This window comes from Amycolatopsis viridis (assembly GCF_011758765.1).
Classification (GTDB): domain Bacteria; phylum Actinomycetota; class Actinomycetes; order Mycobacteriales; family Pseudonocardiaceae; genus Amycolatopsis_E; species Amycolatopsis_E viridis.
Window position 1 is genome coordinate 396368 of sequence record NZ_JAANOU010000001.1, and the last position, 15480, is coordinate 411847.

At 71.4% G+C, this 15480-nt stretch carries 13 protein-coding genes; 9 read left to right on the forward strand and 4 right to left on the reverse strand.

Features of this window, described 5'->3' with window-relative positions; all coding sequences use genetic code 11:
- Nucleotide 1 precedes the first annotated feature (1 nt).
- Nucleotides 2-412 carry a PE domain-containing protein gene (locus tag FHX46_RS01975; RefSeq protein WP_167110099.1) on the reverse strand — a complete coding sequence of 137 codons (411 nt, stop codon included), beginning with the start codon at nt 410-412 and terminating at the stop codon, nt 2-4.
- A gap of 65 nt (nt 413-477) precedes the next feature.
- A complete protein-coding gene (purD, locus tag FHX46_RS01980; RefSeq protein ID WP_167110101.1) occupies nt 478-1761 on the reverse strand; it encodes a phosphoribosylamine--glycine ligase in 1284 nt (427 codons plus the stop codon).
- A gap of 137 nt (nt 1762-1898) precedes the next feature.
- Here purD and FHX46_RS01985 point away from each other — a divergent pair, with 137 nt between their 5' ends.
- The 4 genes from FHX46_RS01985 to FHX46_RS02005 all read left to right on the forward strand — a co-directional run bounded on the left by FHX46_RS01985 (nt 1899) and on the right by FHX46_RS02005 (nt 7289).
- Nucleotides 1899-2996 (forward strand): glycerophosphodiester phosphodiesterase, encoded by a 1098-nt coding sequence (locus FHX46_RS01985; protein WP_167121014.1) that lies wholly within the window; start codon nt 1899-1901, stop codon nt 2994-2996.
- 217 nt (nt 2997-3213) lie between these two features.
- Entirely contained in the window at nt 3214-4746 is a 1533-nt protein-coding gene (locus FHX46_RS01990) for a DHA2 family efflux MFS transporter permease subunit (protein ID WP_167110103.1), read from the forward strand.
- Between the two features lie 114 nt (nt 4747-4860).
- The gene (locus tag FHX46_RS01995) at nt 4861-6513 is read left to right on the forward strand and encodes a Na+/H+ antiporter (protein WP_167110105.1); all 1653 of its coding nucleotides are present in this window, start codon (nt 4861-4863) and stop codon (nt 6511-6513) included.
- A 281-nt stretch (nt 6514-6794) separates the two neighbouring features.
- A complete protein-coding gene (locus FHX46_RS02005; RefSeq protein ID WP_167110107.1) occupies nt 6795-7289 on the forward strand; it encodes an OsmC family protein in 495 nt (164 codons plus the stop codon).
- Nucleotides 7290-7368: 79 nt separating this feature from the next.
- On the opposite strand, the gene FHX46_RS02010 is transcribed toward FHX46_RS02005, so the two are convergent.
- A complete protein-coding gene (locus tag FHX46_RS02010) occupies nt 7369-8655 on the reverse strand; it encodes an adenylosuccinate synthase (protein WP_167110109.1) in 1287 nt (428 codons plus the stop codon).
- Between the two features lie 138 nt (nt 8656-8793).
- Between FHX46_RS02010 and FHX46_RS02015 the strand changes: the two genes are divergently transcribed.
- The 5 genes from FHX46_RS02015 (at nt 8794) to FHX46_RS02035 (ending at nt 14414) form a co-directional block, all read left to right on the forward strand.
- Nucleotides 8794-9378, forward strand: coding sequence for a hypothetical protein (locus FHX46_RS02015; RefSeq protein WP_167110111.1), 585 nt, complete (start codon nt 8794-8796; stop codon nt 9376-9378).
- Nucleotides 9379-9472: 94 nt separating this feature from the next.
- Nucleotides 9473-11083, forward strand: coding sequence for an ABC transporter substrate-binding protein (locus FHX46_RS02020; protein ID WP_313885997.1), 1611 nt, complete (start codon nt 9473-9475; stop codon nt 11081-11083).
- Nucleotides 11080-12027, forward strand: a complete 948-nt coding sequence (locus FHX46_RS02025; protein ID WP_167110113.1) for an ABC transporter permease — start codon at nt 11080-11082, stop codon at nt 12025-12027. The genes FHX46_RS02020 and FHX46_RS02025 overlap by 4 nt, the downstream gene beginning before the upstream one ends.
- A complete protein-coding gene (locus tag FHX46_RS02030) occupies nt 12020-12856 on the forward strand; it encodes an ABC transporter permease (RefSeq protein WP_167110115.1) in 837 nt (278 codons plus the stop codon). The genes FHX46_RS02025 and FHX46_RS02030 overlap by 8 nt, the downstream gene beginning before the upstream one ends.
- Complete coding sequence (locus tag FHX46_RS02035) at nt 12849-14414, forward strand: dipeptide ABC transporter ATP-binding protein (protein ID WP_167110117.1); 1566 nt, start codon at nt 12849-12851, stop codon at nt 14412-14414. The genes FHX46_RS02030 and FHX46_RS02035 overlap by 8 nt, the downstream gene beginning before the upstream one ends.
- Nucleotides 14415-14666: 252 nt before the next feature.
- On the opposite strand, the gene FHX46_RS02040 is transcribed toward FHX46_RS02035, so the two are convergent.
- Complete coding sequence (locus tag FHX46_RS02040; protein WP_208399968.1) at nt 14667-15278, reverse strand: Abi family protein; 612 nt, start codon at nt 15276-15278, stop codon at nt 14667-14669.
- Nucleotides 15279-15480: the final 202 nt, after the last annotated feature.

Genomic DNA, 15480 nt, shown 5'->3' on the forward strand with positions numbered 1-15480 from the left:
GTCACGAGCCGTGCGGGCGGTGGCGGCGCAGCGTCGCCGCCTTCTCGTCCTCGCCGGTCTGGTAGGACTGCGCGGCCTGCCGGAGCCGGGCGGCCAGCTCCCGCAGGTTCCCCACGTAGGCCCGCACGCGCTCGGCGTAGGACGAGCCGCCCCGGGCGACCAGGCGGTTCCACGCGTCGATCGCCGTGGTGCTGATGACGTCCTGGGCCGGCGCCGTGATGTCGAGGTCCGCCAGGTTCCGCCGGATGCGCTCGTCGAGGGCGCCCGCCTGCTCGTCGATCACGTTCGCGACGGCGACCAGCTGGTGCGGGTCGACGCGCAGGTCCGCGGGCACCGACGGCACGGTCGCGCCGAGGGCGCCGAGCGTGGGCACCAGGCCCTGACCGGCGCCGGACAGGTCGTGCTCTGCCATGAAACGCACCCCCGGGTACGGACGGTGACCGACCAGTTCCGGGGAGAAGGCTACCAACCGCGGGGTCAGCCGTGGCCCGGTTCCGCCGAAGCTGCCGGCACCGTGATCTCGCCGCGGGCGGCCTTCAGCCCGATGTCGGTGCGGTGGTGCGACCCGGCGAGGTGGACCTTCGCGACCCGCTCGTACGCCTGCGCCCGGGCCGCGTCGAGGTCCTCGCCCACGCCGACCACGGACAGCACGCGGCCGCCGTGCGACACCACGGCGCCGTCGTCGCGGCGTCGGGTGCCGGCGTGCAGGACGCCCTCGGCCTCCGCCCCGGTGATCACGTCACCCGGGCGCGGCACACCCGGGTAGCCGTCGGCGGCGATCACGACGGTCACCGCGGAACCCGGGTGCCACTCCAGCGGCGGCTGCTCGGCGAGGGTGCCGGTGGCGGTCGCGTGCAGCAGCCGGGCCAGCGGGGTGGCCAGCAGCGCGAGCACGACCTGCGTCTCCGGGTCGCCGAAGCGGCAGTTGAACTCCACCACCTGCGGGCCGTCGGAGGTCAGCGCGAGGCCCGCGTAGAGCAGGCCGGAGAACGGGGTGTCGCGAGCGGCCAGCTCGTCGACCACCGGCTGGACGATGTCGCGCACGATCTCGTCGACCAGTCCCGCGGGCGCCCACGGCAGCGGGGCGTAGGCGCCCATGCCGCCGGTGTTCGGGCCGGTGTCGCCGTCCCCGACCCGCTTGAAGTCCTGCGCGGGCAGCAGCGGCACCACCGTGCGGCCGTCGACCAGGCAGAACAGTGACACCTCCGGCCCGTCGAGGAACGACTCGAGCAGCACCGGGTGGCCGCCGTCGAGCAGCTTCATCGCGTGCGCGCGTGCTGCGTCCCGGTCGGCGGTGACGACGACGCCCTTGCCTGCGGCCAGCCCGTCGTCCTTGACCACCCAGGTCGGGCCGAAGCGGCCCAGCGCGTCGTCGAGCTTCGCCGGGTTGTCCACGATCTCGCTGCGTGCGGTGGGCACCTTCGCGGCGGCCATCACGTCCTTGGCGAACGCCTTCGAGCCCTCGATGCGGGCCGCCGCCGCGGATGGGCCGAACACCGCGATGCCGGCCTTGCGGACCGCGTCCGCCGCGCCCGCGACCAGCGGCACCTCCGGGCCGATCACCACGAGGTCGGCCCGCCAGCTCTTCGCCAGCTCGGCGACCGCGGCCGCGTCGGCGACGTCGACGCCGAGCTGCTCGGCCAGCGCGGCCGTACCGGCGTTGCCGGGCGCGCAGGCGAGCGCGGTGACGGCCGGGTCGTGGGACGCGGCGAGAAGCAGGGCATGTTCACGGGCGCCGGAGCCGATGACAAGGACACGCACGGAACTGAGCCTAGAGGGTTGCCGACGGCACGCCCCGTTCACCCGTCCGCCAGCCGCGCGCCGCCCGCCCGTGCTGCGGCCGTAGTCCGCACCGGCGAGAGTGGTGCGCGATCCCCTTTCGTCCCCCCAGGAGGTTGATCGTGCGGAGAAGACTCGCGGCACTGGTGCTGTCCGGCCTGTTCCTGGCCGGCACCGCCGGTGTCACCAGTGCGAGCCAAGCCGCCCCGGCGAACGAGGAGCGTGCCGAACCAGTGGTCGTCGGACACCGAGGCGCGCCGGGCTACCGGCCGGAGCACACGCTCGCCTCCTACGAGCTCGCCTACCGGCAGGGCGCCGACTGGGTCGACGTCGACCTGGTGCCCACCAAGGACGGCCAGCTGGTCGCCCGCCACGAGAACGAGATCGGCGGCACCACCGACGTCGCCGCGCACCCCGAATTCGCGAACCGCCGGACCACGAAGGTGATCGACGGTGTCCCGCTCACCGGCTGGTTCACCGAGGACTTCACCCTCGCCGAGCTGAAGACGCTGCGCGCCACCGAGCGCATCCCGGACATCCGCCCGGACAACAAGATCTACAACGGACGGTGGCAGATCGCGACCTACCAGGAGGTGCTCGACCTGACCCGGCGCCTGGGCCGCGAGCTGCACCGCACCCTCGGCACCTACCCGGAGGTCAAGCACTCCACCTACTTCGCCTCGATCGGCAACCCCACCGAGCCGAAGCTCGTCGACATCCTCAACCGCAACGGGCTGAACAAGCGCAGCGCACCGGTCGTCATCCAGTCGTTCGAGGTGGCGAACCTCAAGGCGCTGAGCAAGCAGGTGAAGGTGCCGCTGGTGCAGCTCACCTCGGCCACCGGGGCGCCCGCGGACTTCGTCGCGAGCGGCGACAAGCGGACCTACGCCGACCTGGTCACGCCGATCGGGCTCAAGGAGATCTCCACCTACGCCGACTACCTCGGGCCGGAGAAGGCGCAGATCATCCCGCGCACGGCGAGCGGCACGCTCGGCACGCCGACCTCGCTGGTCGCCGACGCGCACGACGCCGGCCTGAAGGTGGTGCCCTACACCTTCCGCAACGAGAACAGCTTCCTGCCGGCCGAGCTGCGGTCGTCGTCCGACCCGGCCGCGTGGGGGAACGTCTTCGCCGAGCTGGACGCCTACCTCGCGACCGGTATCGACGGGCTGTTCGCCGACCAGCCGGACACCGCGCTGGTGGCCGTTCGGTCCTGAGTGGATGGTCCGCGGACACGTCCCGTGCGATCACGGGCCGTGTCCGGTTTTCCGCGCTTGGTGAACGTGATCCCGAACACCCGAAATTTCTTCGCGTCATAGCCTGTCGCCCGGCTAGTCTCAATGAGGACTGAGGGGGATCTGTTTCTCGTTCGGGGTTTCCTCCTGCGGTCGGCCCCTTTCCCGTGAGCCTTCGCAACTGGACGGACACCAGCCCATGACCACCACTTCGGACGACAGACTTCCGAACGCCGACAAACTCGACAGCGCCGTGCTGAAGGTGGCCGCGGTCGTCGTGCTCGGCGCCGTGATGGCGATCCTCGACACCACGGTCGTCAACGTCGCCCTGCAGGCGCTGACGCTGCAATTCCACACCTCGTTCGACACCATCCAGTGGGTCGCCACCGGGTACATGCTGGCGCTGGCCACGGTCATCCCGGTCACCGGCTGGGCGTGTGACCGGTTCGGCACCAAGCGGCTGTACATGCTGGCGATCGCGTTCTTCCTCATCGGCTCGGCGCTGGCCGGGGCGGCGTGGAACATCGAGTCGCTGATCGTGTTCCGGGTCCTGCAGGGCCTCGGCGGCGGCATGCTGATGCCCGCCGGCATGACGATCCTGACCAAGACCGCCGGCCCGCACCGCGTCGGCCGCGTCATGGCCGCGCTCGGTGTGCCGATGCTGCTCGGCCCGATCGGCGGCCCGATCCTCGGTGGCTGGCTGGTCGACTCGGTGAGCTGGCGCTGGATCTTCTACATCAACGTGCCGATCGGCGTCGTCGCGATCCTGCTGGCCTGGCGACTGCTGCCGAAGGACGACCCGCGCCCGGCGGAGAAGTTCGACTTCCCCGGCATGCTGATGCTCTCGCCCGGTCTGGCCGCGCTGATCTACGGCGTGTCGAACATCCCGCACCACGGCGGTGTCGGGGCGACCAACGTGTGGCTGCCCGGCATCATCGGGGTCGTGCTGACCGTCGCGTTCGTCGTGCGGGCGCTGAAGGTGCCGAACCCGCTGGTCGACCTCACCCTGTTCCGCAACCGCACGTTCAGCGTGGCGATGGTGACCATGACCCTGTTCATGATCGCCTTCCTCGGTTCGATGCTGATCCTGCCGACGTACTTCCTGCTGGTGCGCGGGGAGAGCGCCCTGCAGGCCGGTCTGCTGCTCGCGCCGCAGGGCATCGGCGCGATGATCACCATGCCGATCGCGGGCAAGCTGGTCGACAAGATCGGCGCGGGCAAGGTCGTGCTGCCCGGTCTGGTGCTGATCATCGCGAGCATCGCGGTGTTCACCCAGGTCGGTGCCGACACGTCCTACCTGCTGCTGATGGGTGCGCTGTTCGTGATGGGCCTCGGCATGGGCATGACCATGATGCCGATCAGCACCGCGGCGTTGCAGACGCTGACCCAGCGCACCGTGGCCCGCGCCTCGACGGCCATGAACATCGTGCAGCAGACGGCCGGTGCCGTCGGTTCGGCCGTCGTGTCGATCATCCTGGCCAGCCTGCTCGCCGGGAAGTTCGGCGTGCCGACCAGCGACGGTCAGCTGGCGGCGACGGCCGCCCTGATGAACCCGGCCACGCACGACGGTGCCGCCGCGGCCAGCGCCGACGCGTTCGCCTCGACGTTCATCTGGACGCTCGTGCTGGTGGCGCTGTGCCTGGTGCCGGCGCTGTTCCTGCCGAAGAAGCCGGCCCTGCCGCCGGAGGAGGACGCGGTGGAGGGTGCCGCGCCCGCGGTGATGATGCACTGACCTCGTAGTCGGAAGGGGCCCCGGATTTTTCTCCGGGGCCCCTTCTCGTGCGCCAGGCCCGTGCCGTGCGTCTCTCACCGGGTGGGGCGCGTGCCGTTGGGTAAGGATTCCGGTATGGAGCTCCTGACCTTGATGGCGGTGCTGGCCGGTGCCCTGGGTCTGACCGCGGTCGCCCGGCGGTTCAACCTGTCGGCGCCCCTGCTGGTGGTCGTGGCGGCGCTGGCCGTTTCGTTCGTCCCCGGTGTGCCCCGGGTGGAGATGGAGCCGGAGCTCGTCCTCACCCTGGTCCTGCCGCCGCTGCTGTACTCGACCGCGCGGGAGAGCTCGTTCGCCCAGTTCAAGGCCGCTGCCCGGCCCATCATCGGGCTCGGGGTGGTGCTCGTCGTGGTCACGGCGCTGGTCGTCGGGTTCGTCGTGCACCTGTTGCTGCCCGATCTGCCGATGTCGTCGGCGTTCGTGCTCGGTGCCGTGGTCGCGCCGCCGGACGCGGTGACCGCCGCCGCGATCGGCCGCCGCCAGCACCTGCCGCGACGGCTGATGACGGTCCTCACCGGGGAGAGCCTGGTCAACGACGCCGCCGCGCTGACGCTGTACAAGATCGGGCTCGCCGCGGTCCTCGGTGCCGCCGGGTCGCTCGGCCACGGCTTCCTGGTGTTCCTCGTCGCCGCGGTGCTCGGCATCGGCGTCGGGCTCGCCGCGGCGGCGCTGGTCTCCTTCATCCGCCGCAAGCTCGACGACCCGCTGATGGAATCGGTCTTCGGCATCATCGTGCCGTTCGCGGTGTACGTGACGGCGGAGCACCTGCACCCGTTCTCCGCGGACTTCAGCGGGTCCGGCGTGCTCGCGGTGGTGGCCGCCGGGTTGTACCTCGGTGACCGCTCGCTCTACGCCGGCTCGGCCACCCGCGTGCAGGACTCGTCGATCTGGGCGTCGTTCGACGTGCTGCTCGAAGCGCTCGTGTTCGCGCTGATGGGCCTGCAGCTGCCGTTCGTGCTGGAGGGCGTGAGCGCCAACGCGCACGACAACTGGCAGCTGTGGTGGTGCGCGCTCGCCGTGCTCGGGGTCGCGATTGGCATCCGCATCCCGTACGTGTTCCTCAACGCCTACCTGCCCCAGGCGGTCCGGTTCTTCGGGCGCGAACGCGACCGGCCGCCGGCCCGGAACCTCCTCGTGCTGTCCTGGGCCGGCATGCGTGGGGTGGTGACGCTCGCCGCCGCGGCCGGTGTGCCACTGCTGACCCACGCCGGGCAGCCGTTCCCCGGCCGGGACGAGATCCAGCTGTGCGCGTTCGTCGTGGCGATCGGGACGGTGCTGGTCCAGGGCCTCACCCTGCCCGTGCTGATCCGCCGGCTCGGCGTGCACGACAAGGACGACGCGGAGCGCGACGCCGAGGAGGAGATGGCGGCCCGGGAGGCGGCGATGCACGCGGCACTGGACCGCCTCGACGAGATGACCCCCGAGCTGGTCGGCAAGCTCGGCATCCCGCAGGAGCGGGCCGAACGCCTCGGCAACCGGCTGCGGGCGCTGGTCGAGACGCGCTACCGCGGTGCGGTGGCGGCGATCTCGCTCAGCGCGGAGGAACGCGAGTCCAGCCCGCACGCTGCGTTCGTCCAGGCACGCCGCGACCTGCTGCTCGTCCAGCGCGAGACGATGCTGGAGCAACGCGCCGAGGGCAAGCTCGACGACGAGGTGCTGCGCAAGGTCCTGCGCGAGCTGGACCTGGAGGAACTCGCCCTGTCGGACACGCTCATGGCGCGGCTGTCCTGACTTCGCCCGCGTGGCGGCTCACGGGCCGGCCAGCTCGCCGGTGACGCGCAGCGCCCGCGGCGGTCAGGACCTCGCCGCGGAAGTTCGCCGTGCCGGTCGTGAACAGCTCACGCAGAACGATCAGGAACTCGCGCAGCCGGGCGACCGGCCGCTCGGAGCGCAACCCGAAAGTGCTCTCCAGCAGGTCGTTCGCGCCCAGCAGGCCGGGGTGGCGAAGCTTTCGCGTCCCAGCTCGTGGGAGCCCTCGCGCCGGCCGGCCGGGTCCCGCCACCGTGTGGACCATGTCGCTCACCGAAGTCATCGAGGGAACCCGCCAGGCCGTCTCGGCCGATCCGGCCAACGCCGCCGTCTCCTTCACCGTCGCCGGCACGCTGGTCGACGGCACCGCCACCCAGGTCGACGTGCGCGTCCGCGACCACGCCTTCCGCGTCGACGAGCCCACGCCGCTGGGCGGCACGGACACCGCGGCGAACCCGGTCGAGTACGCGCTGGCCGCCCTCGGATCGTGTCAGGTGATCACGTACCAGTTCTGGGCGGCCAAGCTCGGCGTGCCGCTGGACAAGGTGTCCGTGACCGTCGAGGGCGACCTCGACCTGCACGGCTTCTTCGGCTTCGACGGGACCCGCCCCGGCTTCACCGAGGTGCGGGTCACGGTCGAGCTGGACGGCCCGGCCGGGCCCGACGCCTACGCGGACCTCAAGCGCCAGGTCGACGAGCACTGCCCCGTCCTCGACCTCTTCCGCAACCCGACACCGACACAAACCTCACTGGGCTGACCTGCCAATCGGCGCGGGTAGCGGTGCGCGCTGCTTGCGTGGTGCGACCGACCGCGCCGCGCCGAGGAGGGGACGTCGCCTACAGGAACTGGTGGCGGACGATGGTCTGTTCGCGGCCCGGGCCGACGCCGATGGCCGAGACCCGGGCCTGCGACAGCTCCTCGATCCGCTCCACGTAGGCCCGCGCGTTCGCCGGCAGCTCCTCGAACGTCCGGCAGTGCGAGATGTCCTCCCACCAGCCGGGCAGCTCCTCGTAGATCGGCACGGCATGGTGCACGTCGGTCTGCGTCATCGGCATGTCCTCGGTGCGGAAGCCGTCCACCTCGTACCCGATGCAGATCGGCACCCGCTCCAGCCCGGACAGCACGTCGAGCTTGGTGAGGAAGAAGTCGGTGATGCCGTTCACCCGGGTGGCGTACCGGGCGATCACCGCGTCGAACCAGCCGGTGCGCCGCGACCGGCCGGTGGTGACGCCGAACTCGCCGCCGGCCTTGCGCAGGTGCTCGCCCATCGCGTCGTTCAGCTCGGTCGGGAACGGGCCGGACCCGACGCGCGTGGTGTACGCCTTGAGGATGCCGAGCACGGTCGTGATGCGGCCCGGCCCGATGCCCGATCCGGCGCTCGCGCCGCCCGCGGTCGGGTTCGACGAGGTCACGAACGGGTAGGTGCCGTGGTCGACGTCGAGCAGCGTGCCCTGCGACCCCTCCAGCAGCACCGTCTCGCCCCGTTCGAGGGCCTTGTTGAGCTGGAGCCGCGTGTCGGCGATGCGGTGCGCGAACTTCTCGCCCGCGGCCAGCACCTCGTCGGCCACCTGGTCGGCGTCCAGCGCCTTGCGGTTGTAGACCTTGACCAGCACCTGGTTCTTGAACTCCAGGGCGGCCTCGACCTTCTGGCGGAAGATCTTCTCGTCGAGCAGGTCCTGCACGCGGACGCCGACGCGGGCGATCTTGTCCTGGTAGCAGGGGCCGATGCCGCGGCCGGTGGTGCCGATCTTGCGGCTACCCAGGTAACGCTCCGTGACCTTATCGATCGCCACGTGGTACGGCATGATCAGGTGCGCGTCCGCGGAGAGCAGCAGGCGGCTGGTGTCCACGCCGCGCTTCTCCAGGCCGTCCAGCTCGTCGAGCAGCACGCCGGGGTCGACGACCACGCCGTTGCCGATCACGTTGGTGACACCCGGCGTGAGGATCCCGGACGGGATCAGGTGCAGGGCGAAGTTCTCGCCGTTCGGCAGGACGACCGTGTGACCGGCGTTGTTGCCGCCCTGGTAGCGGACGACCCACTGGACACGGTCGCCGAGCAGGTCGGTGGCCTTGCCCTTGCCTTCGTCCCCCCACTGGGCACCGATGAGCACGATGGCCGGCATGTGACACTCCAGGTATTCGGCAACAGGAAATTCAGCGCAGGCAAATGCCGGTGCATGAGCGTAACGGAGGACCCGGTGGCGCGGGGAACGGTGCTGGCTTGCGGGTCTGGTTCGTCACTCCTTCGCAACGAGCCGGGGGTGCGCGAAGTGCCCGCCCAACCCGGCCGGAACGACGTGGATCCCCTGCTCGAGGGCACTTCCGGGGAGCCGTTGATCGTCGTGGGGACGGACGCGGACCTGGCGGCGGTCGTGGTGCGGATCATGCGGAAGAACCGGTTGGGGGACACGCCGGTGGGATACGTGCCGGTCGATCCGGCGTCCCCGGCGGCGCGGCTGTGGGGGCTGCCGGCCGACCCGGCGGACGCGCTCGCCCTCGCCCGCGACGGTGAACCGCGGCCCCGGGCGCTGGTGCGCGACGACAGCGGCGGCGTCCTGATGGGTGAAGCGACGATCGGCCCCGTCACCGGAGAAGCGTACTGTGACGACGTGGTCGCGTTCCGTGGCTCGGCCCGGTCGTTCCTGGTCCGGCCCGGCGCCGGGGGCGTGCGCGTGCGAGTGGTCCGCGGTCTGCTCCGCCGGGCGAGCGAGGTGTCCGGGCGCGCCTGCCAGCTCGGCTGCCACCCGGCCACAGTGGTGCAGAACGGGGTGCCGCACCCGCGGCCGCTGACCCGCCGGACGTGGTACCGGCACACCGAGGACCTGCTGGCGATCCACTCCGGATGACCGGGCGGCTGGCGCGCAGTCAAGGCTGCCCCGGATTCGGCTCACAGGCTGGGAAGCCGGGTCCAAGTGCTGGATTCGTGCTTAGCGTTGTCCCGTGTCTCCCAGCCTCCCCGCGAAAATCCTGCCCCTCGCCGCTGCCGCCGCCCTGCTCGCGAGCGGGTGCTCCTCCGGCGCGACGGCCACGGACGCCGGCCCGCCGCGCCCCGGCGGCACCCTGACGATCGCCGTCGGCTCCAATCCGGACTGCCTCGATCCGCAGCAGACGGGCACCAACGCGGCCCTCAACGTGGGCCGCCAGCTCGTCGACTCGCTCACCGACCAGGACCCGGCCAACGGTGAGATCAAACCGTGGCTCGCCGAGCGGTGGGAGAGCAACGCCGACTCCACCAGCTTCACCTTCCACCTGCGGCCCGGCGCCACGTTCGCCGACGGCACCCCGGTCGACGCGGCCGCGGTCAAGACCAGCTTCGACGGTGTCAAGGCACTGGGCGCGAAAGCGCTGCTGGGTCTGGGGTACCTGGCCGCCTACCGCGGCGCCACCGTGGTCGACCCGTTGACCGTGCGGATCGACTTCACCGCGCCCAGCGCGCAGTTCCTCCAGGCCAGCTCGACGATGTCGCTCGGCATCCTCGCGCCGGCCGCGTACGGGAAAACCCCGGAGCAGCGGTGCCAGGGCGACGGCCTGATCGGTTCCGGGCCGTTCGTCTTCGACAGCTTCAAGCAGAACGCCGACATCGTGATCACCAAGCGCAAGGGCTACGCGTGGGGGTCGTCGCTGTGGCGGCACCAGGGTGAGGCGTACCTCGACCGGATCGACTACAAGATCGTGCCCGAGCCCGGCGTGCGCACCGGAAGCCTGCTGTCCGGCCAGATCGGCGCGACCACCGAGGTCCAGCCGGTGGACGAGACCCAGTTCCAGGGCAACGGGTTCAGCGAGCAGACCCGGCCGAACCCGGGGATCGTGTTCAACCTGCACGCCAACGTCACCCGCGGTGCCCTCACCGACGACAACGTGCGCCAGGCGCTGGTCAAGGGCGTGAACCGGCAGGAGGTGGTGGACACGGTCCTGTCGCCCAACTACAAGCCGGCCACGAGCATCCTGGCCTCCACGACACCGTTGCACGCCGACCTGTCCGCCCAGCTCGCCTACGACCCGGCGGGTGCCGCGCGGTTGCTCGACGCCGCCGGCTGGGTCCCCGGCGCCGACGGCATCCGCGCCAGGAACGGCCAGCGGCTGACGGCGAAGGTCGTCTACGCCCTGGTGTTCAACCAGAGCCAGAGCGTGCTGGAGCTGATCCAGCAGCAGCTGCGCAGGATCGGGTTCGACCTGGTGCTGGAACCGCACCCGAACGCCGAGGTCCTGCAGATCCAGCAGGTGAACAGCTACGACCTCCTCTGGTACAACGTGACCCGCGCCGACCCGGACATCCTGCGCAACAACTTCTCCACCAAGGCGGGCAACCGCAGCCGGCTGCTGCCCGGCAACCCGCTGGACGCGGTGCTCGACGCGCAGGCAGCCACCGTCGACCCGGCGGCCCGCAAGCAGCCGGTGACGGAGGCGCAGCGGCTCATCGTGGCGAACGGCTACGCCATCCCGGTGTTCGAGCTGACCCAGGTCGTGGCGCTCGGACCGGACGTGCACGCGGTGAACTTCGAGGCGTCCTCGCGGTTGCAGTTGTTCGACACGTGGACGTCGGGATCATGAGGCGGTACCTGCTGCGCCGGGCCGGCCAGGCGGTCCTCGTGCTGTGGGCGGCGTTCACGGTGTCGTTCGTGATCCTGTACCTGCTGCCGGGGGACGCGGTGCTCGCGAAGCTCGGCGGCGCGGACACCGGCACGGCGCTCACCGCCGAGCAGGTGGCCCGGGCGCAGGCGGAGTACGGGCTGGACGACCCGTGGCCGGTGCAGTACGGGAAGCGCTTGCTCGCCGCCCTGCACGGTGACTTCGGCAAGTCGATCACCACCGGGGACAGCGCCACGCACATGGTGCTCACCGCGCTGCCGCCGACGCTCGCCGTGGCCGGGCTCGGCCTGGTGCTGGCGATCCTGTTCGGCGGTGGTGCGGCCCTCGCCGGCACCTACACCCGGCACCGGTGGCTGGGCACCCTGTTGCAGTCGCTGCCGCCGCTGGGCATCTCGCTGCCGGTGTTCTGGGTGGGCCTGGTGCTGATCCAGATCTTCTCGTTCCAGCTGCGGGTACTGCCCGCGCTGGGCAACCACGGCCCGGAGTCGCTGATCCTGCCCGCGATCACGCTCGCGCTGCCGACCGGCGCCATCATCGGGCAGGTGCTCGCGAAGAGCCTGCGCACGCAGCTCGCCGAGCCGTACGTGGAGATCGTGCGGGCCCGGGGCGCCGGACGGGCGCGGGTCCACTTCGGACACGTGCTGCGGAACGCGGCGATCCCCGCGCTGACCATGCTGGGCGTGGTCGCCGGTCAGCTGCTGGCCGGCTCGGTGGTGACGGAGACGGTGTTCTCCCGCGACGGCGTCGGCCGCGTCACCACCGCGGCCGTCAACGCGCAGGACGTGCCCGTGGTGCAGGCGGTGATCGTGCTGGCCGCGTTCTGCTTCGTGGTGATCAACCTGGCGGTGGACCTGCTCTACCCGCTGCTCGATCCGCGGGTGCGGAGGGAGGTGGCACATGTCTGACGTCCTCGCGAGGCCGGCGCGCGGCGCGTTCCTGCTGCGACGGCCCGGTTTGGTGCTGGCCGTGCTGGTGCTCACGCTGGTCGTGGCGTGGGCGCTGGTGCCGTCGCTGTTCACCAGCCACGACCCGCTGACCGGAGTACCGCGCGAGAAGCTGCGGGCGCCGTCGGCGGCGCACCTGTTCGGCACCGACGAGACCGGGCGGGACGTGTACGCCCGGGTTGTGCACGGGGCCGCGATGTCCCTGCGGGCCACGCTGCTCGCGGTGCTGATCGCGCTGGTCGCCGGATCCGTGCTGGGCCTGGTCGCCGGGGCCCGCGGCGGCTGGCTGGACTCGGCGCTGATGCGGGTCATGGACGTGCTGCTCGCGATTCCGCCGATCCTGCTGTCGCTGGCGCTGGTCACCGCGCTCGGGTTCGGCACCACCAAGGTGGCGATCGCGGTGGGGGTGGCGAACGTGGCGAACTTCGCGCGCCTGATGCGCGCGGAGGTGATCCGGGTGCGGACCGGGGTGTACGTGGAAGCCGCGCGGGCGAGCGGCGTTCGGTGGTTCGGCGTGCTGGTGCGGCACATCCTGCCCAACGCGGTGGGCCCGGTGGTGGTGCTGGCGGTGCTCACGTTCGGCACCGCGGTGCTGGAGATCTCCGCGCTGAGCTTCCTCGGCTACGGCGCGGCGCCACCGTCGCCGGAATGGGGGTCGCTGGTGTCCGCCGGCCGCGCGTACCTGGCGAGCGCCTGGTGGATGACCACGTTGCCCGGTCTGGTGATCGCCGCGGTGGTGCTGTCGGCGAACCGGTTGTCGAAGGCCCTGGACGGAGAACGGCATGAGTGAACTGCTGGTGGTGCGCGATCTCGCGGTGTCCTACCGCACGCGGTCCGGTGTGGTACCGGCCGTCCGGTCGGTCGGCCTGACCGTGCGAAGTGGACAGACGGTCGCGGTGGTCGGCGAATCCGGTTCGGGCAAGTCGACCACCGCGCACGCCGTGATCGGGCTGCTGCCGCGTGGCGGGCGCATCGAGAGCGGCTCGATCACCTTCGACGGCCGCGAACTGACCTCGCTGCCGGAGAAGGCGTGGCGCTCCGTGCGCGGCGCGGAGATCGCGTTGATCCCGCAGGACCCGACCGTGTCGCTGAACCCGGTCAAGCGGATCGGCGAGCAGGTCGGTGAGGCTCTGGTCGTGCACGGGCTGGCGACCCGGCGCGCGGCCCCGGCGCAGGCCGTCGAGTTGCTGGCGCGGGCCGGGATCGACGACCCGGCGCTGCGGGCGCGGCAGTACCCGCACGAGCTGTCCGGCGGTCTGCGGCAACGCGCGCTGATCGCGGCGGCGCTGGCCGGGCGCCCCCGGCTGATCATCGCGGACGAGCCGACCAGCGCCCTGGACGTGACGGTGCAGCGGCGCATCCTGGACCACCTCGCGGAGCTGGCCGCGGAGGAGAACCTGGCGCTGCTGCTGATCACCCACGACCTGGGGGTCGCGGCCGACCGGGCGGACGAGATCGCGGTGATGTCGCAGGGCCGGCTGGTGGAGCGGGCGCCGAGCGCGGAGCTGCTGGCCGCACCGGCGCAGGACTACACGCGGCGGCTGCTCGCGGCGGCGCCCAGCCTGTCGACGGAGCCGCTGCGGTCACGCCGCCCGGCGGGGCCGGCACTGGTCCGGGTTTCCGGACTGCGCAAGGACTTCGGCGCGACCCGGGCGGTGGACGACGTGTCGTTCGAGATCCCGCGCGGGCAGACCTTGGCGCTGGTCGGCGAATCCGGGTCGGGCAAGTCGACGACGGCGCGGATGGTGCTGCGGCTCGCGGAACCGTCCGCGGGCACGGTGTCGTTCGACGGTTCGGACGTGACCGCCGTGCGCGGTGCGGAGCTGCGGCGGCTGCGGCGGCGGATGCAGCTGGTGTACCAGAACCCGTACGCGTCGCTGAACCCGAAGCTCACGGTGGGCCAGATCGTGTCGGAGCCGTTGCGGGCGTTCCGGGCTCCCGGGCGCCCTGAGGAGTTGCTGGACCAGGTGGCGTTGCCGGCGTCGATGGTGCGGCGCAGGCCGGCGGAGCTGTCCGGCGGGCAGCGGCAGCGGGTGGCGATCGCGCGGGCGCTGGCGCTGCGCCCGGAACTGGTCGTGCTCGACGAGCCGGTGTCGGCCCTCGACGTGTCCGTGCAGGCCCAGATCCTGGAGCTGCTGGTCCGCCTGCAGGACGAGCTGGGGCTGACGTACCTGTTCATCTCGCACGACCTGGCGGTGGTGCGGCAGGTGGCCGACCACGTCGGCGTGATGCGCGCGGGCAACCTGGTGGAACACGGCCCGGCCGACCAGGTCCTGCGGGAGCCGCGGCACGCCTACACCAAGGAACTGCTGAACGCGATCCCCGGGCGGGTGTCGGAGGTGGCCTGACCGCTTGCTCCGGCCTGCGGCGGGGCGCGGCGGGCGCGGCCGGGTTGCGGCGGGTAGCGCCCCGGGCATGGGCCGGTTTCGAGCCGGGGGAGGCTGGGTGTGCCGGCTCGGGTCTGCAACCGGGACGTTCACATCCCGGGCCGGTGGGTGGGCCGCCGGTCGTTGGTACCCGGCCGGCGGCCCGCCGCTCCACCTCTGCGGCCGATCACGGTGCTCGAGTTTTCGGCTGGAGCTGGGCGGTTCGCCAGTGGTTCAGGGATGCGGCCGTGGGACCGGGCAGGTGAGCAGTACCGCGGATATGCGGCATCGCTTCGCCACCCAGCTGTGCAGGTTGGGGTCGATGTAGGTGAGGACGTCATAGATGTCCTGCTGGCGCTGGGTTAGCTCCTTGTTCCAGATCGGCTCATGGTGAGCGAGCCGATTGCGGAACTGGTGAAGGCGCTTGATCGGCTGCTCGATCGTGTGCCGGGCGCGGCTCGGGGCGTGTGGGAATCCGCTGGCCAAACTGGGCCACAGGGTGGTGTTGTACTGCTTGGCCAGCAGATACCGCCAAAATCCGAAGGTCAGTTCCGAGATGGCCTGGCCTTCGCTGGCGTGCTTTCCCTTGCGCCGGACCCGCTGACGGGCCTTTCGGATCTCCTCCCGCGCGGTCGCGTCGAGGTCCTGGCCCGGGTCGTCGAGCCACGAACCGGGACGGCCCTTCGTCTGGTGCCGCGCGGCCAGCTGGCTCGCCAGGACGTTGCGCAGCGCGATTTCCAGGTGGCCGAGGGTTTCCCAGTAGGCGGAGCCCGCCAGCGAGTTCCACGCGTAGAGGTCCAGGGCGGCGGCGCGGTCGTGGTGGCATTTGACCAGGTAGTCGGCCATTCGTGGGGTGCTCATCACAGCCAGCACGGCAGTGTTCGGTTGGTGATCCCCAGTCACGTCGGGTATGGTATTCGGTGAAGACCGCTGAACGGTCCCTGGTGGCTCTGAACAGGGTGGGCCACACCGCTGCGGTTGTGCTTCAGAAGGCGCCGCCCGATGGGCGGCGCCTTCTTGTTTCTGCAGCTCCGACGGCCTTGATCGG